The sequence below is a fragment of the Streptomyces sp. IMTB 2501 genome (assembly GCF_001953885.1).
Classification (GTDB): Bacteria; Actinomycetota; Actinomycetes; order Streptomycetales; family Streptomycetaceae; genus Streptomyces.
This window is the reverse complement of record NZ_MQUS01000023.1, coordinates 16,309-41,092: the sequence shown is the minus strand read 5'-3', so window position 1 is coordinate 41,092 and position 24,784 is coordinate 16,309. Positions and strand designations below refer to the sequence as shown.

Annotated in this window: 24 protein-coding genes; 14 read left to right on the top strand and 10 right to left on the bottom strand. The window is 70.3% G+C overall.

The features are described from left to right. Nucleotides 1-32: 32 nt before the first annotated feature. Genes AV521_RS32055 through AV521_RS32040 form a run of 4 tightly spaced genes read right to left on the bottom strand, consistent with a single transcriptional unit; the run spans nt 33 to nt 4,861 of the window. Entirely contained in the window at nt 33-1,064 is a 1,032-nt protein-coding gene (locus AV521_RS32055; RefSeq protein ID WP_076093344.1) for a GNAT family N-acetyltransferase, read from the bottom strand. After that, on the bottom strand, nt 1,061-2,380 hold the full coding sequence (locus tag AV521_RS32050) for an MFS transporter (protein ID WP_256725751.1): 1,320 nt from the start codon (nt 2,378-2,380) through the stop codon (nt 1,061-1,063). The genes AV521_RS32055 and AV521_RS32050 overlap by 4 nt, the downstream gene beginning before the upstream one ends. After that, a complete protein-coding gene (locus AV521_RS32045) occupies nt 2,377-3,627 on the bottom strand; it encodes an acetyl-CoA carboxylase biotin carboxylase subunit family protein (protein WP_076093342.1) in 1,251 nt (416 codons plus the stop codon). Before AV521_RS32045 ends, AV521_RS32050 begins: the two co-directional genes overlap by 4 nt. A gap of 1 nt (nt 3,628) precedes the next feature. Next, nucleotides 3,629-4,861: an ATP-grasp domain-containing protein gene (locus tag AV521_RS32040; protein ID WP_076093340.1), complete on the bottom strand. Its 1,233-nt coding sequence runs from the start codon at nt 4,859-4,861 to the stop codon at nt 3,629-3,631. Nucleotides 4,862-5,153: 292 nt separating this feature from the next. On the opposite strand from AV521_RS32040, the gene AV521_RS32035 reads away from it, so the two are divergent. Together AV521_RS32035 and AV521_RS32030 are read left to right on the top strand one after the other, a co-directional pair. Further along, nucleotides 5,154-6,587: a coproporphyrinogen-III oxidase family protein gene (locus AV521_RS32035; RefSeq protein WP_076093338.1), complete on the top strand. Its 1,434-nt coding sequence runs from the start codon at nt 5,154-5,156 to the stop codon at nt 6,585-6,587. Continuing rightward, on the top strand, nt 6,584-7,678 hold the full coding sequence (locus AV521_RS32030) for a DUF1152 domain-containing protein (protein WP_076093337.1): 1,095 nt from the start codon (nt 6,584-6,586) through the stop codon (nt 7,676-7,678). Before AV521_RS32035 ends, AV521_RS32030 begins: the two co-directional genes overlap by 4 nt. A gap of 178 nt (nt 7,679-7,856) precedes the next feature. Here AV521_RS32030 and AV521_RS32025 read toward each other — a convergent pair whose 3' ends face one another. Both AV521_RS32025 and AV521_RS32020 read right to left on the bottom strand, forming a co-directional pair. Continuing rightward, a complete protein-coding gene (locus tag AV521_RS32025) occupies nt 7,857-8,381 on the bottom strand; it encodes a transglycosylase SLT domain-containing protein (RefSeq protein WP_076093335.1) in 525 nt (174 codons plus the stop codon). Between the two features lie 631 nt (nt 8,382-9,012). Continuing rightward, nucleotides 9,013-10,227: a cytochrome P450 gene (locus AV521_RS32020; RefSeq protein WP_076093333.1), complete on the bottom strand. Its 1,215-nt coding sequence runs from the start codon at nt 10,225-10,227 to the stop codon at nt 9,013-9,015. Nucleotides 10,228-10,625: 398 nt separating this feature from the next. Here AV521_RS32020 and AV521_RS52340 point away from each other — a divergent pair, with 398 nt between their 5' ends. Further along, on the top strand, nt 10,626-10,766 hold the full coding sequence (locus tag AV521_RS52340; protein ID WP_305965201.1) for a hypothetical protein: 141 nt from the start codon (nt 10,626-10,628) through the stop codon (nt 10,764-10,766). Nucleotides 10,767-10,779: 13 nt separating this feature from the next. Here the strand turns inward: AV521_RS52340 and acs are convergent, their stop codons facing one another. From acs to AV521_RS31995, 4 genes are all read right to left on the bottom strand, one after another. Then, nucleotides 10,780-12,870 (bottom strand): acetate--CoA ligase, encoded by a 2,091-nt coding sequence (gene acs, locus AV521_RS32010; RefSeq protein ID WP_076093329.1) that lies wholly within the window; start codon nt 12,868-12,870, stop codon nt 10,780-10,782. A 36-nt stretch (nt 12,871-12,906) separates the two neighbouring features. Beyond that, on the bottom strand, nt 12,907-13,200 hold the full coding sequence (locus AV521_RS32005; RefSeq protein ID WP_143658686.1) for a hypothetical protein: 294 nt from the start codon (nt 13,198-13,200) through the stop codon (nt 12,907-12,909). Between the two features lie 265 nt (nt 13,201-13,465). After that, nucleotides 13,466-13,936: a cyanase gene (gene cynS / locus AV521_RS32000; protein ID WP_076093325.1), complete on the bottom strand. Its 471-nt coding sequence runs from the start codon at nt 13,934-13,936 to the stop codon at nt 13,466-13,468. 139 nt (nt 13,937-14,075) lie between these two features. After that, nucleotides 14,076-14,681, bottom strand: coding sequence for a carbonic anhydrase (locus AV521_RS31995; protein WP_076093323.1), 606 nt, complete (start codon nt 14,679-14,681; stop codon nt 14,076-14,078). 126 nt (nt 14,682-14,807) lie between these two features. Between AV521_RS31995 and cynR the strand changes: the two genes are divergently transcribed. The 11 genes from cynR to AV521_RS31940 all read left to right on the top strand — a co-directional run bounded on the left by cynR (nt 14,808) and on the right by AV521_RS31940 (nt 24,658). Further along, nucleotides 14,808-15,716, top strand: coding sequence for a transcriptional regulator CynR (gene cynR, locus AV521_RS31990; protein ID WP_076093321.1), 909 nt, complete (start codon nt 14,808-14,810; stop codon nt 15,714-15,716). A 399-nt stretch (nt 15,717-16,115) separates the two neighbouring features. Further along, complete coding sequence (locus AV521_RS31985; RefSeq protein ID WP_076093319.1) at nt 16,116-16,325, top strand: cold-shock protein; 210 nt, start codon at nt 16,116-16,118, stop codon at nt 16,323-16,325. Nucleotides 16,326-17,411: 1,086 nt separating this feature from the next. After that, nucleotides 17,412-17,681 (top strand): hypothetical protein, encoded by a 270-nt coding sequence (locus AV521_RS31980; RefSeq protein ID WP_076093318.1) that lies wholly within the window; start codon nt 17,412-17,414, stop codon nt 17,679-17,681. Between the two features lie 111 nt (nt 17,682-17,792). Continuing rightward, nucleotides 17,793-18,056, top strand: coding sequence for a hypothetical protein (locus AV521_RS31975; RefSeq protein WP_076093316.1), 264 nt, complete (start codon nt 17,793-17,795; stop codon nt 18,054-18,056). Nucleotides 18,057-18,085: 29 nt separating this feature from the next. Further along, nucleotides 18,086-18,484 carry a VOC family protein gene (locus AV521_RS31970; RefSeq protein ID WP_076093313.1) on the top strand — a complete coding sequence of 133 codons (399 nt, stop codon included), beginning with the start codon at nt 18,086-18,088 and terminating at the stop codon, nt 18,482-18,484. Nucleotides 18,485-18,730: 246 nt separating this feature from the next. Next, nucleotides 18,731-19,276, top strand: a complete 546-nt coding sequence (locus tag AV521_RS31965) for a hypothetical protein (protein WP_076093311.1) — start codon at nt 18,731-18,733, stop codon at nt 19,274-19,276. Between the two features lie 55 nt (nt 19,277-19,331). After that, nucleotides 19,332-20,765: an LCP family protein gene (locus AV521_RS31960; protein ID WP_256725750.1), complete on the top strand. Its 1,434-nt coding sequence runs from the start codon at nt 19,332-19,334 to the stop codon at nt 20,763-20,765. 532 nt (nt 20,766-21,297) lie between these two features. After that, nucleotides 21,298-22,929: an NRAMP family divalent metal transporter gene (locus tag AV521_RS31955; protein WP_076093307.1), complete on the top strand. Its 1,632-nt coding sequence runs from the start codon at nt 21,298-21,300 to the stop codon at nt 22,927-22,929. Between the two features lie 111 nt (nt 22,930-23,040). Further along, a complete protein-coding gene (locus AV521_RS31950; RefSeq protein WP_076093305.1) occupies nt 23,041-23,409 on the top strand; it encodes a VOC family protein in 369 nt (122 codons plus the stop codon). 56 nt (nt 23,410-23,465) lie between these two features. After that, nucleotides 23,466-24,197, top strand: coding sequence for an MgtC/SapB family protein (locus tag AV521_RS31945; RefSeq protein WP_076093303.1), 732 nt, complete (start codon nt 23,466-23,468; stop codon nt 24,195-24,197). A 221-nt stretch (nt 24,198-24,418) separates the two neighbouring features. Beyond that, nucleotides 24,419-24,658 (top strand): hypothetical protein, encoded by a 240-nt coding sequence (locus AV521_RS31940; protein WP_076093301.1) that lies wholly within the window; start codon nt 24,419-24,421, stop codon nt 24,656-24,658. Nucleotides 24,659-24,784 lie beyond the last annotated feature (126 nt).

Here is a 24,784-nt window from a genome sequence, read left to right as displayed (position 1 = left end):
GCCGTAGCGTACACAATCCCAGCATCGCCCCTTCAGGGGCGCCCCGGGCGGCCAACCGTGCTCCCAGCCCCTTCGATCGCCCAGAGCGGTGAAGTGACCGCTCCCCGGAGGGTCTTGGCTCGGAGGGACTCCATGCCGAGGTGCAGGGCGGCGGCGCCGTGGGCGTAGGCGTCCTCGATGGGGAGGTAGTAGACGAGGTTGAAGTACTCGTGCGCGCCCCGCAGTCGGGCGTAGTCGTAACCGGTGGCCCGGAGCCAGACGGTATCCGCCTGGCGGTAGAAGAGGCTGAAGGCGACCATACGGCCTTCGGCGTACGCGGCGAGGACGACTCCGCTGTCGGCCATGCCCTCGGCCTGGTCGCGCAGCAGCCGGGCCATGAAGGCGGGGTCGGCCGGGTGGCCGTGGCGTTCCTGGAGCTGGGCGAGCAGCGCGCCGGCTGGGTCGGCGCACTCGGAGAGTCGTTGGGTGCGCAGCTCGTATCCGGCTTCGGCGAAGGCTCGGCGCTCGCGGCGGATGGCGACGCGCCGCTTGGAGGGCAGGCCGGCGAGATAGTCGTCGAACGTGCTGCCGGGCAGCGGAATGCGGGCGTCCTCGCCCAGTTGCATGGGTTTGGTGCCACATGCGTCGGCGAGTTCGGCGGCTGCGGTGTCGGTGACGTACAGCCACCATGGCTGTGCCTCGTGGACGGCAGCGAGCGAACTGGCGGACTTCACGAGTTCGTTCAGAGCTTCGCGTCGCCGGTCGGGGGTGAGGCGAGGGTGCAGGAGAGGGGAGTTGAAGTAGCCGCGGCGGGCTCCCGCGAGCAGGGTCCTTGCCGGTGTGCGGTCGGGGATGAGGTCGTGTACGCGGTAGAGGGCGTTCGGTTCGCTGTCGACCACGTGCAGCGGTGCGGCGGCGATGAGTCGGCCGTCGGCGTGGACCAGGGCGTAGTGGACCTGTGCGGTGGGGTCGTGCTGGTGGGCGGCGAGCCACTGGTGGGAGAGGTAGAGGCCCGCGTGGCCGGTGAGGGCGTCCCACTCGGTGGCGGGGACGTCCATGAGGTCCCGGACAAGGGTGAGGATCACGGCAGGGCTTCCTCCCGGTCGGGTGGGGCAAGGGCGTGGGCTGCGGGGACGGCGAGCACGCTGAGGGAGGCGAGAAGCAGCCACGGCAGGACGGGTTGCCGGCTCAGGAGCGTGGTGAGCACGACGGGAGCGGCGGCGCCACCGATGGACCAGGACAGCTGGAAGGCGGCCTGGTGGCGGCCGTTGGCGGCGGCGGGGGCCAGAACGACCGAGAGTTCGTTGAGCGCGGGAGAGCTGAGGATCTCGGACAGGGTGAACAGGAGCATCGCCGCCACCAGCACGGCGGCCACGGCCCAGCCGGGGGCGCCCTGCCAGGCGAGGGGCGCGGCGAAGAGGGCGAAGGAACCGGCGCCCACGAGGAATCCGCCGGCGATCGCACGGTGCGGGCGGTGGCGTGCCGAGCGGCGGGTGATGGCCGGAGTGAGGACGGCGACGGCGGCCGTGTTGATGACCAGGAGGGTTCCGGGGATCCACGCGCCCGCGTGCAGGGTGCCCGTGACGTACACGGCGAGCAGGACCGGCGGGACCATCTGCGCGAGGACGAAGGCCAGGTTGGCCGCGACGAGAAGGAGGTAGCGGCCGTCCCGGAGGACCGCCTGCCGGCTGCCCCTCGGGGCCGGACCGCCCCTGTCCTCCGAGGAGCCGGAGGCGTGCGGCGCGGCCGGGCTTCTGGCGGGCTTCCAGGTGAGGAACAGGAGCGCCGCGCACAGGAACGTGCCCGCGTTCGCGGCGATGAGGACGTACAGGCTGTCCGGGCCGAACAGGGCCAGCGCGACGGCGGAGACGGCCGCGCCGGCACCGATGCCGAGGTTGCGCAGCGAGGAGATGAACCCGAACCAGAGGCGCTCCTCGCCGGGCACACAGGCGAGGGGCACCAGGTTGCGGGCGGCCGTCCAGTACAGGTTGATGCCGGCCTGTACGACGAGGTAGGCGAGGCTGATCTGCCACGCGGAGCGGACGACGAGGAACGCCGCGAACCCCGCGGCGGAAACGAGGCTGGCGAGCGCTACGACCGCTTTGGGGCCGAAGCGGTCCAGGAGGAGTCCGCCGAGTGCGGGGGCGGGCAGCGCGAGGAGGTTCCCCAGGGTGAGCGCCGCGCCGATCTCCGCGAGGGAGAGGTGGGTGGCGTGGGCGAGGTAGACGATCGTGAAGGCGAACACGAGGCCGGTGCCGAGGCTGTCGACCGCGTGAGCGGCGACGAAGCGGCCCGCTCCGGTGAGCGCGGGCAGCCCGGCCCGGGCGCGCAGCCCACGGCGACGGCCGCGGCCGGGCGGGGCGCCGCGGCGTACCGATCGCCTGCGGGCGGGGATGCTCACCGGCCCGCGGGGGTCAGCAGACGGCGGATCTTGTCGAGCCTGGGGGCCGCGATGAAGCCCGTCTGCTCGTACAGCTCAGTGAGTTCCTTCACCGCCTGCTGCTCGTCGCCCGGGTTCACGGTGAAGGTGAGGATGCCGCCGTGGTTGTGGCCGTCGATGATCAGGTCGTGCCAGGTCACCAGGTCGATGCGGGCGCGGAGTTCGGCGAGGAGGGCGGGGGTGGGGTTCGCGGTGAGGCACTCGATCGCGAATCGCTCGGCCGGAGCGCTGCTCCGGGTCGGCCAGGTGCCCGTGAGGATGTCGAGAAGGGCGGCGAAGGTGTTGAGTCCGCCGGCGGCGATGGACAGGGTGGTGGCGCCGCCGATCCGGGGGTTGATCTCCAGGACGTGGTACACGCCGTCGGCGTAGATCATGTCGACGTTCACGGACCCCTCGACACCGAGCGCCGTACACAGGTCCACGAGGCGTTGCGCGGTGGGCCGGAAGTCGGCGCCCCGGGCGGGGTCGACGTAGCGGAGGTCTTCGAAGGTGAAGGTGGGAGGGCCGCCCGCGGTGCCGGTCCAGATGAGCGGCATGACGGTGTAGTGGCTGTCGGCGCCGACGATGTCGACCGAGCAGAGCCGTCCGCTGACGCACTTCTCCAGGACCGCGTGCGCCGCCGGCGGGATAGCCAGGTGGCGGTCGAGGGCGGCCTGGTCGGGGATGAACTCGATGCCCATGCTGGTGGAGTCCCACAGTGGCTTGGCCATGAGGGGGTAGCCGAGGTCCTGGGCGGCGAGGCGGACGGCGTCCGGGTAGGCCGGGACGGGCAGCGCCCGGTCGTTGAGGAGGTCACTGTCGACCAGGACGGCGGGCGGGGTGGTGAGGCCGTGCGCGTCCAGGGCTCGCTTGGTTTCCCACTTGTCGCACAGGACGCGTGTCGCGGCGAGGGGTGTCATGACGGTGCGGATGCCGAGGGCTTCGAGCTTGGTCTTGACGACGGCGTCCCGCAGCGCGTTCTCGTCCGGCAGGGAGATCGCCACGGCGGCGTCGGCGCCCCAGGCACGCACCCGCTCGACGAACTCGTCCGGTGTCGCGGCGGGGTCGAGCCGCTCGCTCGTGCCCGGGAACAGGTCCGGGCCGCAGTCGCCGTGGGTGTGGAAGAGGCGGGCCTTTGCGCCCAGCCGCTCCAGGGCGGGGGCGATGCGGTGGATGTACGGGTCGGCGCGCTGGATGTCGACGGACCGGAGGAAGGCGATGCGCTGCATGTCAGCTCACTTCTATGCGGGTGTGGGCGAGTGCGTGGGCGGCGTCGGCGTTGACCTGTGCGGTCGTGGGCGCGGTGAAGACCAGGTGGCCGATGCGGGCCGAGTTGTCGTGGGCGCTGCCGACGACGGCGCCGGTCGGCGTGGTGATGTCCCCGTCGACCAAGCCGTCGTGGCGGCCGTCGATGGTCACTCCGTGGAAGGTGCCGGCGCGCGGCGGGGTGAGGAAGCGGATCGCGCATGCTCCCTGCCGGGGCGCGGGTACATCGGGCTTCTCGTCGAGCACCGCCTGGAGGTAGGCGCGGGCCTCGTCGATGCCCGAGGCCCGGCGTACGACGTCCACGAGGTGGTCTCCCGGCAGGCGGGCGCCGACCTCGATGACGACGGGGCCGGCGTCGGGTGAGATCTTGAGTTCGGTGTGGGCGACGCCGTTGCGGATGCCGAGCGCCCGGAGCGCCCCTTCGGTGACGGACCGCAAGGCGCTCAGCTCGGCGGCCGGCAGAGCGGCGGGGCAGGTGTGACCGGTCTCGGCCCGGTAGGCACCGGCGGTGGTGTGCTTCTCCACCGCGGGCAGGTGGAAGAACTCGTCGCGCCAGACCACCGTGTCGAGGCTGAACTCAGGTCCGGCGACATACTCCTGGACGATGACACGCTGGTCCATGGGCAGGCCGTGCGGGGCGGCGATCGGCCAGGACTGGGCGTGCTGTACGGCGGCGTCGAGCTGTTCGGGGCTCTCGACCACGCTGACGCCCCAGGAGCCGCCCTGCTCGGCGGGTTTGACAACGACCGGGAATCCGATGCCGCTACGGCCGAGTGCATGTGCCGCCTCTCCGGCCGTGCGCACGCTGATCGTTCTCGGCGCGGGCACCTGGCCCGCGTAGAAGGCCTGGGCCATCTCCGCCTTGTTGCGGCACGCCTGGGCAAGCCGGGGGTCGTTGCCGGGCAGCCCCAGACGCTCGGCCAGGTGGGCGACGAGCGGGGTGAAGAACTCCCAACAGCCGGCCACCGCGTCGATCCCCGTCGCCTCGGCGAACGCGGCCAGGTCCGCCAGCGCCCGGTCCGGGTCGGTGAGATCGGTGAACACCGCGCCGTGGATCTTGTCGCGCAGAGCACCGGGGTAGCTCTCGTAGACGTCCTCGTGGGTGGCGACGAAGACGCGCGCGCCGAGTGCCCGGGCGGCATCCAGCACATAGGGGCCCGAGTTTGCGAGCGCTTCGATCAGCAGGATCTTCTTCACGCCGCGCAGTAGACCGCACCGGCAGGGCCGGGGCCATGAACGTAACAACCAGAGCAGGACGGCGATTTCGCGACAACGGTTGTAGCAAGCTCCAGCCGCCCGCCGGGGCACGGATCCTAGGGGTTCGGCTTTGCGGAAGCGACCTTTCCGGTGGAGTTCAGGTCATCGCACAGGAGTGCACGCTCCCAGCGGGCCGGGGTTCGTGGATACCGGACCTGGGTCCCGGCCACCGATCGCGGATTGACTCTCGGACGACCCACCCGTCAAACATGTACGAGAGGGGCACTTTCGCGTGACCGGCTACGCCGCACAGCTCACCGACCACATCCGGCAGGGCGTCATCCCGCCGTACAACTACTCCTACCCGTCACGCTCCACCTACCGGCCGCTCGACGGTTCCTGGACCGCCGAGGATGCCTGGAAAAAGGACCTGACCCTGCATCAGGTCCCCGAGCTCAACCTGTATCTGCACGTGCCGTTCTGTCGTTACAAATGCGGCTTCTGCAATCTGTACACCGTCATCAGCGAGGACACGGACGTCTACACGGCGTACATGAACGCGCTGTGCACCCAGCTGCGCGACCACGCCGACATCATCCGCGCCCGCCGGCTGCGCACCGTCTACATCGGCGGCGGCACCCCGAGCCTGCTGTCCCTGCGCCACTTCGAGCAGTTGTTCAGCACGCTGGACCAGGTGTATCCCAACTGGCGCTCCACCGTGGAGGAAGTGGCGATCGAGGCCACGCCGGACTCGATCGTCAACGAGCCCGCCACCCTCGAAGGTCTGCTGCAACTCGGCCTGACCCGGGCCAACATCGGGATCCAGTCCCTGGTACCGAAGGAGATCCGCGAAGCCGGACGCGGCCAGGCGGGCGAACAGGTCATCCGCAAAGCCATCGAGATCGTGCACGACAAGGGCCTGCCGGACCTGTCGACCGACCTCATCATGGGCTTCGCCGGTCAGACCGACGACACCTGGCGGCATTCCGTCGACGAACTCGCACGGCTCGACCCGGCCACGATCAGCACGTACTTCCTCACCGTGCGCCCGGACGCCTGGTTCTCCAAGACCGGTGCCTACCAGTACGCGCAGTCCCCGAACCTGTACGAGCGCTACGACTACGCCCGTCAGGTCTTCACTGACCACGGCTACGTCCAGGAAGGCTCCGTCCGTTACAAGAAGCTCGGCCGCGGCGGCTACAAACAGAAGGTCCTCACCTTCCACGGCGTGCCGCTGCTCGGGCTCGGGGTCGGAGCCCGTTCCTACACCGGCGTCCTCGACTACATGGTGGGCTCCGTCAAACCGTCCATGTCCGAAGTCGCCGACTACATCGCCAAGGCCGAGGCCCACGCGCTGCAGCCGGTCACCGGCTTCGTCCTCGACGACGAGGAGATCATCCGCAAGCGCCTCGTCCTGGACACCTTCGACCTGGACCTCGCCGAACTGGACCGCTTCGGCTACCAGGACAAGGCCCACCTGTTCGAGCCGATCCTTGATGCCGCCGAGGAGACCGGGCTCCTGCGCCGCCTGGGCCGCCGCGTCCAGCTCACCCCCGAGGGCTTCAAATACCGCGACATCCTGTCCTGGATGTTCTTCTCCGACAGCGTGGTGCAGCTCGACCGTGACTACTACGAGCGCCTGCACGAGCAGAACAACCGAGCCCGCAAACACATGGGTACATCGGTCGGCATCTCGGGGATCCGCACCACGCGAGCGGCTTCGTGACCGAGCTGTTCATCGCGGCGGGCGGCGGAGGTGACCCGATCGGCACGGCCCTCACTCACGCGAGCCTGGGCTCCGGCGCCGATGCCGTGGTCCTCACCTATGCCTGGGAACGCCTCGCCGTGGATCCGCTTCCCGGCCCCCTCGCCCCGCACGACTTCGCCTGCCTCGACCTCGACACCCTTCCGGTGCCGGTCGTCACCGCCGGATCGAAGCCGGTCGGGCCGCGCGGATCGACCCTGCCGCGGCTGGCCGGCGACCTGCCGACGAGGCTCGGGCTCCTCGACCCCTACACCGGTGTCGAAGGCCTCGCCGATCAGATCGGGCGGACCGCCCGCGCACTCGGCGTCGACCACATCGGCGTCGTGGACATGGGCGGCGACATCCTCGCCCACGGCGACGAACCCACGCTCGTCAGTCCCCTGCCCGACGCGCTCGTCCTGGCGTCCTGTCACCTGGCCGGCATCCCCACCACCGTCCATATGGCAGGCCCCGGCCTCGACGGCGAGATACCTGAAGCGACCCTGCTGACCCGCGTCGCCGGCGACGGCAACGATCTCGGCCCCACCGTCCCCGAGTGGGCGGCGAACGTCTTCCGCTGGCACCCGTCCGAAGCCAGCACCCTTCTCGCCGCAGCCGTTGCCGGGCTGCGCGGCCCCTGCCTCACGAGGGAAGGCGCGGGCCCGATCCCGCTCACCGGCCACAGCGGCCGCGTCTGGGACCTGCCACTCGCACGGGCCCTGGACCACAACCGCCTCGCTCAAGGCCTGCTGGCGGCTCGCCCCGACACCCTGGCCGACGCGGAGGACGTCAGCCTGCAGCTGTACGGATTCAACGAGGTCGAACGTGAGCGCCGACGCGCGATCCGGCGGCACACCGCGCGCGACCTCATCGACGACGAGACGTTCCTGAGCGAACTGGACACCTGGCTCCACGTCCAGCGCGCCGACCACCCCGGCGCCCGGTACGTGAGCGTCCGCTGCGCCGTCGAGTCCCTGGGCTACGACTGGCGCCTGACCGAACAGATCCACTACCTGCTGACCAAGCACCGTCCCGGCCTGGAGGCCTTCCCACTCCTGTCACTGGCACACTGACCGACCCGAGCACGCCCGGGGCGGCTCCTGGCAACGGGGGTCGCCCCACCAGTGGTTGCCGTATGTGCCCCGGCACCGGCTCTGCCTGCTCGAACTCGGCATCCGCCTGCGTGAGTTGTGGTGGCCGTCAGACATCGCGCACCACTTGCGCGCGTTCGGCAGTCGCCTGGAGCCCGGGTCAGTAGGCGGAGTTGACGTTGTCGATGGAGCCGTAGCGGTGGGCGGCGTAGTTGGCGGCCGCGGTGATGTTGGCCACCGGGTCGGTGACGCTCCGAGCGGTGCCGGCGACGTGGTAGGCGTTGAAGGTGGGGTCGATGACCTGAAGGAGACCCTTGGACGGGGTGCCCTGCTTGGCGTTGACGTCCCAGTTGTTCTGGGCGTTGGGGTTACCGCCGGACTCGCGCATGATGTTGCGCTTGAGGCCCTCGTAGCTGCCGGGAATTCCCTTGGACTTCATGATCTGCAGAGACTGCTTGATCCAGCCGTCGAGGTTGTTGCCGTGGCCGGTCTGCCGCCCGGAGGTGGTGCGGCTGTCGCTGCCGGCGGCCTTGACCGCGGAGGTGGCGTGCATCTGCGTCGCTTCGGCGGCCTGTGCGTTCGTAGGCATCAGGGTGATTGCGGCGGCCGCGGCACCGGTGGTGGCGATGCCGGTGAGGCCGAGGGTGCGGAGTCGAGCGATGCGGGTGCGGGTGCGAGTGGTCATGCGAAAGGGACTCTCCGTTGGGGGACGTCGTCATTGCCGGCTGCTGCCGGCGGCGGCGTGGGGCGGAGCCCCGCGCTGCGAGTGGGAGTGGAAAGACCTTGCGGCAATCCGAATCCGCTCGGTCCGTCACCGGGCTCCCAGCAACGACAGCAATGTTTAGCGGCGGTCCCGGCGGGGCGCAATGATGTGACGTACTATCCCACTTCGGATGAATGCCTGAAATGAACCTCTATGACGGTTTTCTTCGCTGTTCAGGGCGTTCTATCCCTACTATCCCGCTTCGGATGTGATTCGGGTCCTATGGGTCGCGTCACTCCCCCAGGGCCCCTGGAAGCCCCTTCGGACACGTTAGTGGGAAGTCGGAGGCGGCCGGCAACTCCGCCTCCAGGTCGAGATGCTGACCTTGGTCGGCGTGGCCCCTCGGGCCGTGGCCACCGGACTCCGCGTACGGTGCGAGCACGTCACCGATGCCGAACACCCCGTGGCGGCTTGTCGATCAGGGACTCGACCGGCCACCCCGATCGCCGAGTATTTCGCTGCGCACAGCGCCGAGTTGGTCAGCTGACCCGGCATCGCGGCGATGCGCTCCGCCGGGCCCGACGGAACGACCGGCTCCACCCTGCCGGGGCGCTCAGGGGGTGAACGTGACCGGAAGCCGCACCGGGCCGCGGAGACCGCCGGGCCGCCAGCGCAGCTCGGCCGGCGGGACGGCAAGAGCCAGGTCGGGAAGGCGGCGAAGCGCCGTCCCGATGGCGATCTGGCCCTCCAGCCGGGCCAGTGGCGCGCCCAGGCAGTAGTGGATGCCGTGCCCGAAGGCCAGGTGGCCGTTGTCACGCCGGGTGATGTCCAGCCTGTCGGGGTCGGAGAACCGTGCCGGATCCCGGTCGGCTATCGCGGACGCGACCAGCACGGTGGCCCCGCGCGGGACGGTCACGCCGGAGATCTCGATGTCTTCACGTGCGAAGCGGGCGATGCCCGGGCTGACCGGGCCGTCGTAGCGGAGGAACTCCTCGATCGCGTCGGGCAGCAGTTCCGGATGATCCCGTAGCAGGGTCAGCTGGTCGGGATGGGCGAGCAGCGCGGCGATGCCGCCGCCGATCAGGTTGACCGTGGTGACGTACCCGGCGACCAGCAGCAGGAAGGTCATGGCGATCAGTTCGTCGTCGTTCAGCCGCTGCGCGTCGTCGTGGGCGCTGATCAGCGCGCTGAGGAGATCGTTCCCCGGCCGGGCGCGCTTGGTTTCGAGGTGCTTCGTCACGTACGCGTGCATACGTTGCCACGCCTCGTTGACGACGGCCGGGTCGGGCGTCCTCTCCCCGCGCATGAGCACGGCGTCGGTCCACCGCTGGAAGTCGTGCCGGTCGTCCACCGGCACACCGAGCAGCTCGCTGATGACGGTGACCGGCAGCGGCAACGCGAAGTCCGCCACGAGATCGGCCCGGCCGGCCGGCACGACGGCGTCGAGCAGCCGGTCGGTGATCTCCTGGATACGGGGCCGCAGCTCGGCGACCCGGTGTGCGGTGAACGCCTTCGAGACCAGGCGGCGCAGCCGGGTGTGGTCGGGCGGGTCGGAGCGCAGCATGTTGCTGATCATCGATTCACGCTCGAACTCGGGCAGCTGCTCGATGAGGCGGGAATCCGAGGCATCCCGCACATCGCTGCTCAGCCTCGGGTCGGACAGGGCGGCGAGCCCGTCCTCGTAGCGTGTGACCAACCAGGCGTCCAGGCCGCCGGCGATGACCGCGCGCCGGACCGGGCCGTCCTCGCGCAGCCGTCGGTAGAGCGGGAAGGGATCCGCCACGAAGGCCGGATCGCCGTAAGGAAGAAGGACCGGCTGCTGGCTCATCACGCCTCCCGGGGCAGCATCGACCGCACTCGTCCCTCCGCTGACATCCAGGGGGCATATACCCAGCTTGTCCGATACCGAAATCGCCGCCGGCTCGCGGTGTGTGATCAGCGGTGGGCCTCGAGTGACTCCTTCGCCTTCGCCCAGGCTGACGGCAGGGGCCGTGAGGGAAGGTCCGCAATCCCGGTCCGCCGGAGTGCCTGCCCGGTCACGCGGCGCCGTTGGCAACCTGTTCGCCGAGCAAGCGGACGCCCCTGCCGCACGCCGCTGGGGCGCCGGCTGCGTACCGGCCGGTTCCGGCACACGCTGGTGCCATGGGCCGGAGCCCGTTTGTGGCCGTGCTCCCGCCATCGCGGGGCGGCGGGACAGCGGGTGACGATTCACGGCGATGCGATCACATGGGCACGGTCTGCGGCCTGTTCGACGTGCTCGACTTCCTGCACCGTGCGGGACCGCCGTCCGCCCACGCGGCGATCGACGACCCGGAACTGATCGACCGGCGCGGCGGCGGACCGTACGACTGGAACAGTCCCGCGTAACCGCGCCCCGCTCTCAGCCCGCGTCGCCGTAAGCGCGGATCTCGGCGGCCTCCTGCTCGCTGAGGTCGCGCGGGACGTCCCCGCTCGCCATCTTGTTGCTCTGCACGTGGTGGCGGATGTCCTCGACGATCTCAGGGTTGGCCAGGGTGGTGACGTCGCCGACGTCGGCGAAGTTGGAGACGGCCGCGATGACCCGGCGCATGATCTTGCCGGAGCGGGTCTTGGGCATGTCGGGAACGATCCACACCGCGTGGGGCCGGGCGATCTTGCCGATCTGCTGGTCGATGGCGTGGGTGACCTTGTTCTCGATCTCCTCGCTGGGCTCCTGGCCGGGGTTGAGGGCGACGTACATTTCCACCACCCGCCCCCGCAGATCGTCGACGACCGGGACCGCAGCCGCCTCGGCGACCTCGGGCACGGTCAGGGCGGCGGACTCCAGTTCCTTGGTGCCCAGCCGGTGCCCCGCCACGTTGATCACGTCGTCGATACGGCCGAGGATGCGCAGGTAGCCGTCGGCTGCCTGGACGGCTCCGTCGCCGCACAGGAACGGCCAGTCGTGCCAGTCGGTGCTCTTCTCGTCGCGGCAATAGCGGCCGTAGTACAGCTGCACGAAGCGGTCGGGCTGGCCCCAGATGGTCTGCAGGACCCCCGGCCAGGGGTTGCGGATGCAGACGTTTCCGGCCCGGCCGCTGCCCGCCTCGACGGTGTTGCCCTCGTCGTCGTAGATGACCGGGTAGATGCCGAGCACACCGGGGCCGCAGCTGCCGGGCTTCATCGGCTGCAGGGCGGGCAGGGTGGCGCCCAGGAAACCACCGGTCTCCGTCATCCACCAGGTGTCGACCACGACGGCCTCGCCCTTGCCGACTACGTCGTGGTACCAGCGCCACACCTCCGGTTCGATCGGCTCGCCGACCGTGGTCATGTGCTTGAAGCGGTAGGCGTACCCGGCCGGTTCGTCCGGGCCCAGCTTGCGCAGCATGCGGATGGTGGTGGGGGCGGTGTGGAAGATGTTCACCCCGAGCCGCTCGGCGATGCGCCAGCAGCGTCCCGCGTCCGGGTAGGTGGGGACGCCCTCATACAGCACGCTGGTCGCACCGAGCGCGAGCGGCCCGTAAACGATGTACGAGTGGCCGGTGATCCAGCCGATGTCCGCGGCACACCAGTACGTGTCGGTGGGGTGGATGTCCTGGTAGTACTTCGACGTGCCGGCCACGTACGCCAGATAGCCCCCGGTGGAGTGCTGGCAGCCCTTGGGGCGTCCGGTGGTACCGCTTGAGTACATCAGGAACAGCGGTGCTTCGGCGGGCATCGACAGCGGCTCGACGCGCTGCCCGCGGTAGCGGGGCAGCAGGTCGTCGACGAAGATGTCGCGGCCCTCGGCCATGGCGCTGTCGGACAGGTAGCGGTCGGGGTAGCGGCGCCACACCAGCACCTTGTCGACCCTCTGGCCCAGCTTGGCCGCCGCCTCCACGGCCTCGTCAGCCTTCGCCTTGTGGTCGGAGATCTTCCCGGCCCGGTGGTAGCCGTCCATGGTGATCAGGATCCTGCTGCCCGAGTCGGCGATCCGGTCGCCGCACGCCGTGCCGGAGAACCCGCCGAACACCTGCGAGTGCACGATGCCGAGGCGGGCGCAGGCCAGCATGCACACCGGCAGCTCGGGCACCATCGGCAGGTGCAGGGTGACCCGGTCACCGGCCCGCACACCCAAGTCGTGCAGCAGCGCGGCCACCTCGTTTACCTGCGCGTACAGCTCCTGGTAGGTGATGGCGCGGGTGGGCTCGTCCTCCGGTTCGGGGACCCAGATGAAAGCCGCCTTGTCGCGGTTCGCGGCCAGGTGACGGTCGACGCAGTTGAAGCAGGCGTTCAGCCGCCCGCCGGCGAACCACTTCCAGAACGGCGGCTCGCTGGTGTCCAGCGTCGTATGCCAGTACGTGTCCCAGGTCAGCAGGTCCGCGTAGGCGCGGAAGCAGTCCGGGAAGTTCTCCTCACGGAACTGTTCGAGCAGGGCCGGGTCGGCGGCGTTCGCCTGGCCGACGAAGGCTGCCGGGGGCTGGTAGTACGCTTCCTCGCGCCAGTGGACGGCGATCTGGGACTCGGTACTCATCTGCCCAACCTCCCGATGATCCGGGCTTCGGCGGGGTCACTCCTCGTACACCAGCCCGGCACAGACACCGAACTCGTACAGTCGGCCGACAATGCCAGCCTGCCACTGGAAACCGGCGGCGTCCCCCCGGGACAGGGACAGCCAGCACAGCTCGTCCCCCGCCGCCAGCGCCCGGGCGGCAACCGCTCCCAGGGAGTCGAGCGGCCGCGTCTCCGCCTGCCGGCGCAGCCCCCGCAACTCGCGGGCGACGTCCGTCTCCTCTGCCTGGGCCGCTGTCCCCAGCTCGGCGATCAGCTGGGACAGCTCCCCGGCCACGTACTGCCGCGTCACCACCGTCGCCACCCTGGTCCTCGCAGCCGTGCCACGAGCACCGTGCCCTCTCCCACCACACGCTCGGCGCACGTCCCTGTCAAGGCTCCATGACCATCAGGTCCTGAGCGAGATCCGGCTCCGCCCCGTGCCTGCCTCGCCGGCCGTCCGCTGATCGGTCCCGGCGCCCGCCGCACCCCTGGCCGGGACTGGTTGATCTTCCCGTGGAGTCGGGGACGGGCCGTTTGCGGCCCGTCCCCCGGTGTCACACATGAGGCCGCGCGGGTCAGAAGGGCTTGGTCGGCAGGTACTTGCCGTCCAGGATGATGACGGCGCGCTCGCCGCCCTCGGGGTCGGCGACCTTCTTCACGTCCAGCTTGAAGTTGATCGCGGAGATGATGCCGTCCCCGAACTGCTCGTGGACCAGCGCCTTCAGAGTGGTGCCGTAGACCTGGAGCATCTCGTAGAAGCGGTAGACGGTCGGGTCGGTGGGGATGCCGCCGGGGATCGAACCGCGGGTGGGGATCGTCTGCAGCAGGAGCGCCGCGTCCTCGTCCAGACCCAGCAGTTCGGCGACGGCCTTCGCGGACGTCTCGGGCAGGGCGTGCTGGCCGAGGACGGCGGCGGTGGTGAAGGCGGCCGACAGCCCGGAGGCGTCGGCGATCTGCTGCCAGGAGAGGTTCTTGCGGGTCTTGGCCTCCACGGCCTGAGCGGCCAGGGCCTGGCGGGCGGTGGGGGCGAACTGGGCGTGCACCATGAAAGGGGCTCCTTTTCCGGGGTGCCATTCCGTGCGGAAGAAGCGGAACGACGGGTTCTTGGGGGTGGTGGTCCCGGGCGCCACGCTGCGTGCGGAACCGTGTCAGCGGCTCGCGGACAGGGTGCGGACCGGGCCCTGGTCAGGACACGAAGGCGGCACCCGAGCCGGCGACGTCGAGTCGTTCGATGCGCCCGCCGGCGATGTCGAAGACCCAGCCGTGCAGGGTCACCCCGTCCTCCGCGAGCGCCCGGGCGACAGAGGGGTGGGTGGCCAGGTTCGCCAGTTGCGCATACACGTTCTGACGCACCAGGGTCGCCGTCTTCTGTGGGCCTGCCGCCACGCCGGCAGTGCGAGCCAGGGCGGCGTCCGCGTGCCGGAGCCAGTCGGCGACGACGGGTGCGCCGCTGAGGTCGTGGCCCTCGGCCAGGGCCGTCATCGCGCCGCAGGCGGAGTGCCCGCAGACGACGATGTCGCTCACACCGAGCACAGCGACGGCGTACTCGATGCTCGCCGTGACCCCGTTGGCGCCGGGGGTGTAGGCGGGGACCAGGTTGCCGGCGGTGCGGATGACGAACAGTTCGCCCGGCTCGCCCTGGGTGATCAGCTCCGGTACGACACGGGCGTCCGAGCAGCCGATGAACAGGGTGTGCGGCGTGTGATGCGCGGCCAGGCGGGCGAAGAGATCCGCCTTGGCCGGGAAGACGTCCTGCTGGAAACGCGCGACGCCGTCGGCGAGGTCGGGCATGGGGTCACTCCCTTCGGTGGCTGCCGGCCCCTGTGGGCTGGCGAGATCCACCTTGCATGACCTGCACATATAGTGTCCAAGAGGTTGTTACCATGACCGCTATTGCTCTCATCTATAGTTTCGGTCATGGCCACTCTGGAACTGCGTCACCTGCGCTACCTGCTCGCCGTGGCCGAGAACGGCAACTTCACTCGTGCCGCCGAAGAGCTGCACATCTCCCAGCCCACGCTGTCCCAACAGATCAAACAGCTCGAACGCACCCTCGGCGTGCAGCTGCTGGATCGCACCGGCCGCACGGTACGGCTCACCGACGCCGGCGCCGCCTACACCGACCATGCCCGGCGTGCACTGCGCGACCTGGCCGCCGCCGAACGCGCCATCCACGACGTGCACGACCTCTCCCGCGGCCACCTGCGCCTGGGCATCACCCCCACCTTCACCGCCTACCTCGTCGGCCCGCTCGCCGCCGAACTCCACACCCGCCACGCCGGCATCGATCTGACCGTGACGGAGACGACCCAGGACCGGATCGAAGCGGCCCTGCTCGCCGACGACCTCGACCTCGGCATCGCCTTCACCGGTCCCCACCTGCCCGGCATCGCCGCCACACCGCTGTTCACCGAAACCCTCAGCCTGGTCACCGCCACGCGGCACAACCAGCCGCCACCTGAACCCCTGGGCGTCCGAGCCCTGAAAGAAGCGCAACTCGCCCTGCTCAGCGGTGACTTCGCGACCCGCGGCCACATCGACGCCTACCTCACGGAGCACCGGGTCACCCCTCGTATCGCGGTCGAAGCCAACTCCATCCAAGCCCTCACCGAAATCGTCCGGCGCACCGCGCTGGCCACAGTCCTGCCCGACGCCATCACCCACGACCACCCCCACCTCACCCCCGTCCCCCTCGACCCGCCCCTGCCCACCCGCACCGTCACCCTCCTGCAGCGCGAAGGCGCCTACCGCAGTGCCGCCGGCCGGGCCTTCACCCAGCTCATCCACGACCTCGTCCGCACCCGCGGATACGCCCCACCGCGTTGACCATGAAGCCTTTGGCCGGCCGGCTGAGCACTCCAGCCGGCGGAAGCCCGCAAGACAGTCCCACGCCCAGACCTTCGCGACGTCACCCGGCTCGTGCCGGCCGGTACCCTGGCGGGCGTCCCGGCTCTGGGCGCCGGACCTCACCGGGCGGTCCCCACCGGCCACGTTGCGACGATCGACGCGGCCACCCATCAAATGACCGTGACGGATCACAGCCGGACGGCGACACAGTGATCGTCAAGAACACCGGCGGCTTCGATGGCGGCCCAAGCGGCCCGGCGACGTGCCGGCGCCCTGGTCGGAGCAGTAGCTCCTCATCTCAGGTGATCACCAGGTTCGTCGCAGGCCCTGCCGGGGAACATAGGTCGAGCAGTGGACACCAAGCGTGAGGGACGTGTGATGGCTACGGGAACCGTGAAGTGGTTCAACGCGGACAAGGGGTTTGGATTCATCTCGCAGGACGATGGCGGGCCGGACGTCTTCGTGCACTTCTCCGCGATCCAGTCGTCCGGGTTCAAGTCCCTCATGGACAACGACAGAGTCGAATACGACGTGACGCAGGGGGCGAAGGGGCCACAGGCCGAGAATGTGGTGGTCCTCGATCAGTAGGCCACACTTCCATCCGCGGAGAGACCGGGCGGACGCCTGCCCGGTCTCCCGCTGGACCCGCTGCACCTCAACCTTCCCATGGGCCCAGTGAGGCGGCCGGGCTGAGGACCGTGCAGTGTGCGAGCGACCGCAGCACGGTGATCCGCCGCCGCCATACGCCAGAGGCGTCCGGCCGCCGCCCGGCTCCGCGCGCCGCGAGGTCCCGCGCATGACACAGCCGCCGTGCGCGGAACCGCGGCACGGTCAACCGTGCACTGTCCGGGTGCGGAGGGCACGAACAGGTCCGGCACGGGTCCGACTTGCTCCCCGGCGCGGGTCGTGTCAGCCGTTTCGGCGTGGAGAGTGTGGGCCTCGGCTGCACCCAGTACGGCGTTGTCCAACCGCCGCCCATCGGGGTCTCAGGGCCCTGCGGCTCGCCGTATCCGAGTGCTGACAGAGAACGCTGGAGTCGCTCAACTCCTTTGTGCCCGCCGTCCTCCCGGCGCTCGGCACCTGGGGCGTCGTACACGCATGGCCCGACGCAGCGGCCCTGGACGGCCGAGGACGGCGTTGCCCTTGTTGCGTCGATGTGCAAGTATGAGCTCGCCAGCCTGGAGGCGGCCTGTGGCGGAGTGCCGGGCCGTGACGAATCCCGGGCGGCCGACCAGTGCACAGCACGGGCCTCGCCCCGTGCTCGGATCGGAAGGGGGCGGACATGGACAGCAGTTGCAGTCCCGGCCATAGTCCGGCCCCGTGTCCGGACGCGCTCCCGCGCGCCTGACCGGAGCCGTATCACCGCCTGGCGGGCGGTTGTCGAGGGCGTCAGGGAGATCGTCTCCTGTCCGTGAGCGCTCAGGGCGCCCACGACATGCGGGGCCACGCCAGTCAAGAGCGCGCGCTGTCAGGCGGCGCGTCGGCTGTCGCACTGCCTCCGTCGTACCCCGTACCGCATGAATGTCGCCGACGGGTCCGAACCGTCCTGGGGCATGGCGTCTTGCCCCATGCCCTCCCCGCTCTCGCCTCAGCGTCGCGCTGATCCCGCTGCGGCATGTCCGCTCTGCCGCCGTACGGGTCGGCGCCCGCCCCCCTGCGAAGGAGGAGACCGCCATGCGCCTCCCCGGAAACCTGACCCCCGCACCCTGCGCGCCCGGAAGGGTCTGCCCCAGCATCCGACTGACCCTGGACGACGGCGTCGAGCGCACGTACCTGCTCGATCTCCTCGCCTGCGCCGGGACCGGATGCGGGACGTATGAGCCGCGCGTTCATCTGGCCCACATCCTCGCCCGGCAGGGCCACCGCCCCGACTGGCTGGCCGAGTTCACCGGCCTTCCGCCGGCTGCCGCACGGTGCATCGCGGATGCCGCGGCACATCCCTGACCCGCGGACCCGCACACCGTCCATTGACCTGGCCGACCCGCCCGGTCCTCCCCCGCGTTCCCGGAGGGCCGACATCGCGCCCTGAGCACACTCCACCGGAGGCAACCGCTCATGTCCGTCTTCGCTCACCACCCTCTGCGTCACACCGGCACCCGCTCGCACAGCGCCCGGCAGTTCGTGCATGCCCTCCTCAGCGGCTTCGTCCGCCGTATCGCCGACAGCCCTCTGGAGCAGCCCGTGCTCCACGCGCTGAAGGCCCCGGCCAGCCGGTCGGTGGCCGGCGCCGCCCGGCGACGGCCGCACGCCCACTGGCGTGTGGCCTACGGCCCGGACGGCGGGCGGTACCTCGAAGCGACCTGGCACACCCGCCACTGACGTCACCTATCCATGAACGGAGGTCCGGCATGATCACCGCAGTCGACCACGTCCAGCTGTCCGCCCCGCCGGGCAGCGAGGAGTTGCTGCGCGCCTACTACGTCGACGCCCTCGGCCTCGTCGAAGTCCCCAGGCCGGCCCGCCTCGCCACCCGCGGGGGCTGCTGGTTCGGCGACGACGACGGCCGTGTCCGGATCCACCTGGACATAGAGACCCCGTACCGGGCCTCCGCAAAGGCCCACCCCGGCCTGCGCGTCGAGGCCATCGACTCGCTCGCCGCGCGCCTCGAAGCCTTCGGCGCCCTGGTGATCTGGGACGATGCCCTCCCCGGCCACCGCCGTTTCCACAGCCAGGATCCCGTCGGCAACCGCCTCGAATTCCTCCAGCCCACTGTTGGGGAACGGCCGCTCAGCAGCACTCGCACGTGACGGCGGCGGCGTGCGGGTCAGGGGAGGGAAGATCTGGCAGAGGCTACGGGCGTGGCCTCGTGCAACTCCGCGCGCAGTCGCCCCTTCCCTCGCTGGAATCACCAGGACGGCGAGGCTTCAGCACTTGCTCGATTGCGCGATCGTGCAACTATCGGGGTCGTTTCTTCGTCTCACTGGTAGCAGTCGGGGCGACGCCGTTCGGATGTGACCACGTCGCCTTGCGTCCAGACGAGCGAGAGCGAGCGTATGCCCCATCAGCAGGAACGCAGCACTGGCGCCATCGGCGCGCAGGCGCGGCACGGCTCTGTCACGCACGGGCGGGTGGTCCCGCAGGACCGGGCCGAAGAGCGGATGCCGTCCGCCGACGCTCCCCGCGTACGACGCTCGCAGCGGGACGGGGGCGGCGGGCGGGCCGCGCGTCGGCCCGGGGCCGGCGCCCTCGTCGTCATGCTGTTCGGGCCGTTGGCGCTCGGGGCCGGGGTGGATGCCCTCGTCGTCCAGGAGCCCGGCTGGGGTGTGGTGGTCGGTGCGACGGCAGGAGCCTTGCTCGCGGCCGTGGCGGCGGTTCGTTGCCGCAGGCTGGGACTGGTGGCGCCGCTGCCGGTCCTGGCCGTGGCCGTCGTCACGGCGGGGGCGATGCTGATGTCCCACGGCCCTCTGGTCACACGACTGGTGCGGTGGGCCGTGGCGGTGTTCCCGGCCATGGCCGCCGCGGAGTGTGCGGTGGCCGTCGTGGCCCTGGCGGCAGCCGGGCTCCGGTTCGAAATGACGCGGAGGGGCGGCCGTGCCTGAGACGATGCGACACCGTCCGCGACCGCGAAAGACTCCTTGGCTGCTCGCCCTGCGCGTGGCGACGTGGGGGGTGTCGGGCGCCCTGCTGCTCGGCTGCGGTGCGACCTGGTACGCGTACCGGTCCCTGACCCATGGCCTCACCACCTCCGACGCGCTCGACGCGGTGCGCGGCAAGGCGCCCCGGCACCTGGACAACTCGGTCAACCTGCTGCTCATAGGCCTGGACTCGCGCAAGGACATGAACGGCAACGACCTGCCGCGGCAGTTCGTACAGACCGAACTGCACGCCGGGTCGAGCGACATCGGCTACTACAACACCAACACCCTGATCCTCATGCACATCCCGGCCGGCGGCGGCAAGGTACAGGCGTTCTCCATTCCGCGCGACGACTACGCGCAGACCTTGAACGGGGACGGCTCGGTGCAGGGCCACTACAAGATCAAGGAGGCGTACGCCAACGCGTACACCACCGCCCACGACAAGTACGCGGCACAGGGCGTCAAGGGCGCGGACCTGGAGGCCAGGAGCCGTGAGGCCGGCCGTGAGGCGACGCTGGCGACGGTGCAGCAGTTCACCGGCGTACCCATCGACCACTTCGCCGAGGTCAATCTCCTCGGCTTCTACGACATCGCCAAGGTGCTGCAGCCCATCACGGTCTGCCTCAAGCACCCGGTCAAGGACCGCTATTCGGGCGCCGACTTCGCGGCCGGCGTACAGCAGCTGAATGCCCGTCAGGCACTGGCCTTCGTACGCCAGCGGCACGGACTGGACGCCGGGGACCTGGACCGTACGCGCCGGCAGCAGGCGTTCATCTCCACGGTCACCCATCAGCTCAAGACCGCGGGTGTATGGGGCAGTCCGTCCAAGTTGCAGGGTCTGTTCGACGTGGTGAAGAAGGACGTCGTCCTCGACAGCAGCTGGAACGTGCTCGACTTCGCACAGCAGGCCCCCGACCTCACCGGCGGCAACGTCGTGTTCCACACCCTGCCCATCGAGGGCTTCGGAATCCGCAACCGCGAGGACGTCAACCTCGTCGACCCGGAGAAGATCAAGTCGATCGTGCGGCAGGCCTTCGGTGCGGCCGGTTCCGCCTCCCCCTCGGCCGGCACCACCGCGGTTTCCTCCGCCACCGTGGATGTCATCAACGGCAACGGCGCTCGGGGTGCCGCTTCCGACGCGCTGTCGTCCCTGGTCAAACTCGGATACGCGGCCGGCGCGACCGGCAACACCGCCACGCAGTCCGCGACCACCGTCCGCTACGGCGCCGGGGCACAGCAGGCGGCCCAGCAGATCGCCGGGCGGCTCCACGCCGGCACCGCCGCGCCCGGTCCGGCCGTGCCCGCCGGCCACGTCGTCGTCACCCTGGGCGCGGACTACACGCACCCCGACGCCCCGGCGCCGTCCGCGACGGCTTCGCCGTCCAGCGGAGCCCCGGCCGCCGACTCGGGCCCGGCCGTGAAGGCGGGCGGGGTGCCCTGCGTCGACTGAGCGCGGGAATCGTGACCGGCGTGAATCAAGAGGGGCGTGGCCGTCTGTGATACCGATGCGTTTCACGACGCTGGGCTCTCTGTCAAGAGTTCGCCAAACACTTGCATTCATGCGCAAGTATCGGGATACACTTCGGAAGGTTTGAAAAGGGCACCTCGTCAAGTGGCTTCACTCTCAAGGGATCACCCCGTGGAGCGCCAAAGCTCTGACGAGTTGGGGTGAGCCGGCCGTTCGGGCCGGGTCGCTCCTTGCCGAGTCGATGCCGACGCGCACAGGTCGCGTCCCCGGCCGGAAGGAGGCGAGAGACATGGACTGCAGTAGCAGTAGTCCGGGCCACAGTCGGCCCCAATCCCGCTTGTCCTCGCGTTCTTCCGGCACACGGTAACCACCTTCCCTGCGCGGATCGAGTCCGCGCCCTGCGCCCCGCACGGCCCTGAGCCGTGGCGGGCCGCTGTCCTGCGCGCTCGCGCAGGGGGGATGGCTTTCGCGTGCCCCCTACCTCCCCCTTCTGGGGGGATTCGGGAGGTATGTCATGACCATCATGTCCGAGACGACTCCGCACTCCGCGGTCCTGGACGACGCACACGTCGGCGACATCCGCGGCGCGCTAGGCACCATCAGGCTCGACGACACCGCACCCCGCACGGGCCTTTCGGCCAAGCTCAAGACGCTGCTGGCCATAGTGGGCCCAGGCCTGATCGTGATGGTCGGCGACAACGACGCGGGCGCGTTCGCCACCTACGGCCAGGCCGGCCAGAACTACGGCACCCACCTCCTGTGGACCCTGCTGCTCCTCGTGCCGGTGCTGTACGTCAACCAGGAGATGGTGCTGCGCCTCGGCGCGGTCACCGGTGTGGGCCACGCCCGCCTCATTCTGGAGCGGTTCGGAAAGTTCTGGGGCGCGTTCAGCGTGATCGACCTGTTCCTGCTCAACGCGCTGACCCTGGTGACGGAGTTCATCGGCATCACGCTGGCGGCAGGGTACCTGGGGCTTCCGAAGGTGGCCGCCGTGGTCCTGGCGGCGGCGATCATCGTCGCGTCGGCGTTCACGGGATCGTTCCAGCGGTTCGAGCGGGTGGCGATGGCGCTGTGCGCGGCCTCGCTGCTGCTGGTGCCGATCTACTTCATGATCCACCCTGCCACCGGCCGGATGGCACGGGACTTCGTCGTCCCGAACATGCCTGGCGGCACCGGCCAGTTGTCCACCGTCATGCTGCTGATCATCGGCATCGTCGGCACCACGGTCGCACCCTGGCAGTTGTTCTTCCAGCAGTCGTACGTGATCGACAAGCGGATCACCCCGCGCTTCATGAAGTACGAGAAGGCCGACCTGTGGATCGGCATCGCGGTGGTCGTCATCGGGGCCGCGGCGATGATGGGCTTCACCGCTGCCGCGTTCGCCGGCACGCACGGTTCCGGGCAGTTCACCGACGCCGCCGGCGTCGCGACCGGCCTGGAGCACAGGGCCGGGAAGCTGGCGGGCGTGCTGTTCGCGATCGCGCTGCTGGACGCCTCGATCATCGGCGCGTTCGCCGTCTCCCTGTCCACCGCCTACGCCATCGGCGACGTGCTCGGGCTCAGGCACTCCCTGCACCGCGGAGTCGGGGGCGCGAAGGGCTTCTACGCCGTCTACGCCGGTCTGGTCGCGGCGGCCGCGGCGATCGTGCTGATCCCCGGTTCACCGCTGGGCCTGCTGACCGAGGGCGTGCAGACCCTCGCCGGGGTCCTGCTGCCGTCGGCCTCGGTGTTCCTCCTGCTGCTGTGCAACGACAAGACCGTGCTCGGCCCGTGGGTGAACGGTCCGAAGACCAACGCGTTCACCTCGGCCGTGGTCGGCGTGCTGGTGGCGCTGTCGATCATCCTGACCGCCTCGGTGCTGTTCCCGGACATCTCGTCCGGGGCGATCCTCGACATCATGGCCGCCTGTGGCATCGTCGGGGTGCTGGCCGCCGGTTACGCCTTCACCCGCCGCCGCACGGGAACCAAGGAGGACCCGATCGACCGGACCGGCAGGGACGAGTGGCGGATGCCGCCGCTGCAGACCCTGACCAGGCCGGCCATCTCCACCGCCCGCAAGATCGGCATGGGCGCGCTGCGCACCTACCTGCTCATCGCGATGGTCCTGGTGGTCATCAAGATCGTCGAGGTGGCGCTCGGTCACTGAACACCGCTCGTCCGAACCGAATGTCCTGGGACGAACGTCCTGGGGTGCCTGCCCAGCTCCTCAGGACGGCCCGAACCCTCACTGACCCGTTTCTCCCCGGAGGCATCCGCCATGCTCGTCGCTCTCGACCACGTCCAGCTCGCCGCACCGCCCGCCAGCGAGGACCGCCTGAGGGCCTTCTACGTAGATGCCCTGGGTCTCGTAGAGGTGCCCAAGCCGCCCGTGCTGGCCAAGCGGGGCGGCGTCTGGTTCGCGAGCGCTGACGGCAGCGTCCAGCTCCACCTGGGCGTCGAGGAACCCTTCCGTCCCGCGAAGAAGGCCCATCCGGGGCTGCGGGTGAAGGACATCGGCTCCTTCGCCGAACGGCTGGCGGCCCATGGCGCTCCGGTGGTCTGGGACGACAACCTGCCCGGCCACCGCCGTTTCTACAGCACCGACCCGGTCGGCAACCGGCTCGAATTCCTCGAACCGCTCGCCTGACCAGGAGCTGCCCCACCGCCCGTCACACTGTGACCGGGAGATGAAAGAGGTGCCTCATGCACGCCCTGACCACCGTCGACTTCGTGACCCGGCTCGCCACCGGGGTGGCCTGCGGCGCGCTGATCGGCGTCGAACGGCAGTGGCGCGCCCGGATGGCGGGCCTGCGCACCAACGCCCTCGTCGCCACCGGCGCCACTCTGTTCGTCCTGTACAGCGAGACCGTCGGTGATGCGGGCAGCCCCACCCGGGTCGCCTCGTACGTGGTGTCCGGGATCGGGTTTCTCGGCGGTGGGGTGATCCTGCGCGACGGCGCCGGGGTGCGGGGCCTGAACACCGCCGCCACCCTGTGGTGTTCGGCCGCCGTCGGGGTACTGGCCGCGTCCGGGCGCCTGGCCCTGGCCGTACTCGGCACGGTCGTGGTGCTTGCTGTCCATCTGCTGCTGCGGCCGGCCGGGCGGCTGCTGGACCGGGCACCGGCCGCCGGCACGGATCCCGACGTCAGCATCCGTGCCACCGTGCACGTGGTGTGCGAGCGCAAGGCCGAGACCCACCTGCGGGCGCTGCTGCTGCAGACCCTGGCCGCTTCCGCGCTCGCCCCCGCCGGACTGCGCGCCCGCCGCGAAGGGGACACCACCAGCCTGCACACCACCGTCGTGATCAACGGCGATGTCGCCGCCGCACTGGAACAAGTCATCGCCCGTCTGTCCCTGGAGCCAGGTGTGCGGGACCTGCACTGGCACACGGACGACGAGGAGTCCGACGGGGAACGGCCCCGGGCGCTGGCCTGACACACCAGGGCGGCGCACTCCAGCCGCGGGTCCGGAAACGGGCCTCGCGGCCCTGGGACATCGGCCCGGTGCGAGGCCAGGACGGCAAACGACACGGCACAGATGCTCGCCGCCCTGGCCGCCTGCTCGCCGCCCTGGGCGCCTCAGTGCCCGCGAGTGCGGCCCCCGCCACCGGCCGAGGACTTCGTGGGTGGGCCGCCGGACATGCCGACCCCGGTCTGATGTCCCGCCTCCGCCGTCGTACCGTTCTGCTGCCCGCCCTCGGCGCCTGCCGCCGCCACCCCGACGGCGCCGCCCGCCTCGCCACCTCCGCCCCGCGCGCCTTCGCCGACGACGTCGACCGCCCCCTCCCCCACGGCCCCTGCCCCACCGCCCACCAGCCGCCTGTCCGGCGCCGGGACCGGTGGCTCGATCCCGTCCAGCCATCGCGCGCCCGGGTGTCGGTCAGAGAGGACGTATGACCCTGCTTCAGGGCCATACAGACGGCTCGGCGGGGGTGGCCGCGCAGTTGGTCTGGTACCGATGGGGCTGCCCCACCTTGGAAGACCGAGGACGGAGGTACGCCATGAACTACCGCGCCCTCACCA

Bases quoted from the DNA above. Each gene is read 5' to 3' on its own strand.
- AV521_RS32045 (WP_076093342.1), bottom strand. From the start codon at position 3,627: ATGCAGCGCATCGCCTTCCTCCGGTCCGTCGACATCCAGCGCGCCGAC.
- AV521_RS32025 (WP_076093335.1), bottom strand. From the start codon at position 8,381: ATGACCACTCGCACCCGCACCCGCATCGCTCGACTCCGCACCCTCGGC.
- AV521_RS32020 (WP_076093333.1), bottom strand. From the start codon at position 10,227: ATGAGCCAGCAGCCGGTCCTTCTTCCTTACGGCGATCCGGCCTTCGTG.
- AV521_RS52340 (WP_305965201.1), top strand. From the start codon at position 10,626: ATGGGCACGGTCTGCGGCCTGTTCGACGTGCTCGACTTCCTGCACCGT.
- acs (WP_076093329.1), bottom strand. From the start codon at position 12,870: ATGAGTACCGAGTCCCAGATCGCCGTCCACTGGCGCGAGGAAGCGTAC.
- cynS (WP_076093325.1), bottom strand. From the start codon at position 13,936: ATGGTGCACGCCCAGTTCGCCCCCACCGCCCGCCAGGCCCTGGCCGCT.
- AV521_RS31995 (WP_076093323.1), bottom strand. From the start codon at position 14,681: ATGCCCGACCTCGCCGACGGCGTCGCGCGTTTCCAGCAGGACGTCTTC.
- cynR (WP_076093321.1), top strand. From the start codon at position 14,808: ATGGCCACTCTGGAACTGCGTCACCTGCGCTACCTGCTCGCCGTGGCC.
- AV521_RS31985 (WP_076093319.1), top strand. From the start codon at position 16,116: ATGGCTACGGGAACCGTGAAGTGGTTCAACGCGGACAAGGGGTTTGGA.
- AV521_RS31980 (WP_076093318.1), top strand. From the start codon at position 17,412: ATGCGCCTCCCCGGAAACCTGACCCCCGCACCCTGCGCGCCCGGAAGG.
- AV521_RS31975 (WP_076093316.1), top strand. From the start codon at position 17,793: ATGTCCGTCTTCGCTCACCACCCTCTGCGTCACACCGGCACCCGCTCG.
- AV521_RS31970 (WP_076093313.1), top strand. From the start codon at position 18,086: ATGATCACCGCAGTCGACCACGTCCAGCTGTCCGCCCCGCCGGGCAGC.
- AV521_RS31965 (WP_076093311.1), top strand. From the start codon at position 18,731: ATGCCCCATCAGCAGGAACGCAGCACTGGCGCCATCGGCGCGCAGGCG.
- AV521_RS31955 (WP_076093307.1), top strand. From the start codon at position 21,298: ATGACCATCATGTCCGAGACGACTCCGCACTCCGCGGTCCTGGACGAC.
- AV521_RS31950 (WP_076093305.1), top strand. From the start codon at position 23,041: ATGCTCGTCGCTCTCGACCACGTCCAGCTCGCCGCACCGCCCGCCAGC.
- AV521_RS31945 (WP_076093303.1), top strand. From the start codon at position 23,466: ATGCACGCCCTGACCACCGTCGACTTCGTGACCCGGCTCGCCACCGGG.
- AV521_RS31940 (WP_076093301.1), top strand. From the start codon at position 24,419: ATGTCCCGCCTCCGCCGTCGTACCGTTCTGCTGCCCGCCCTCGGCGCC.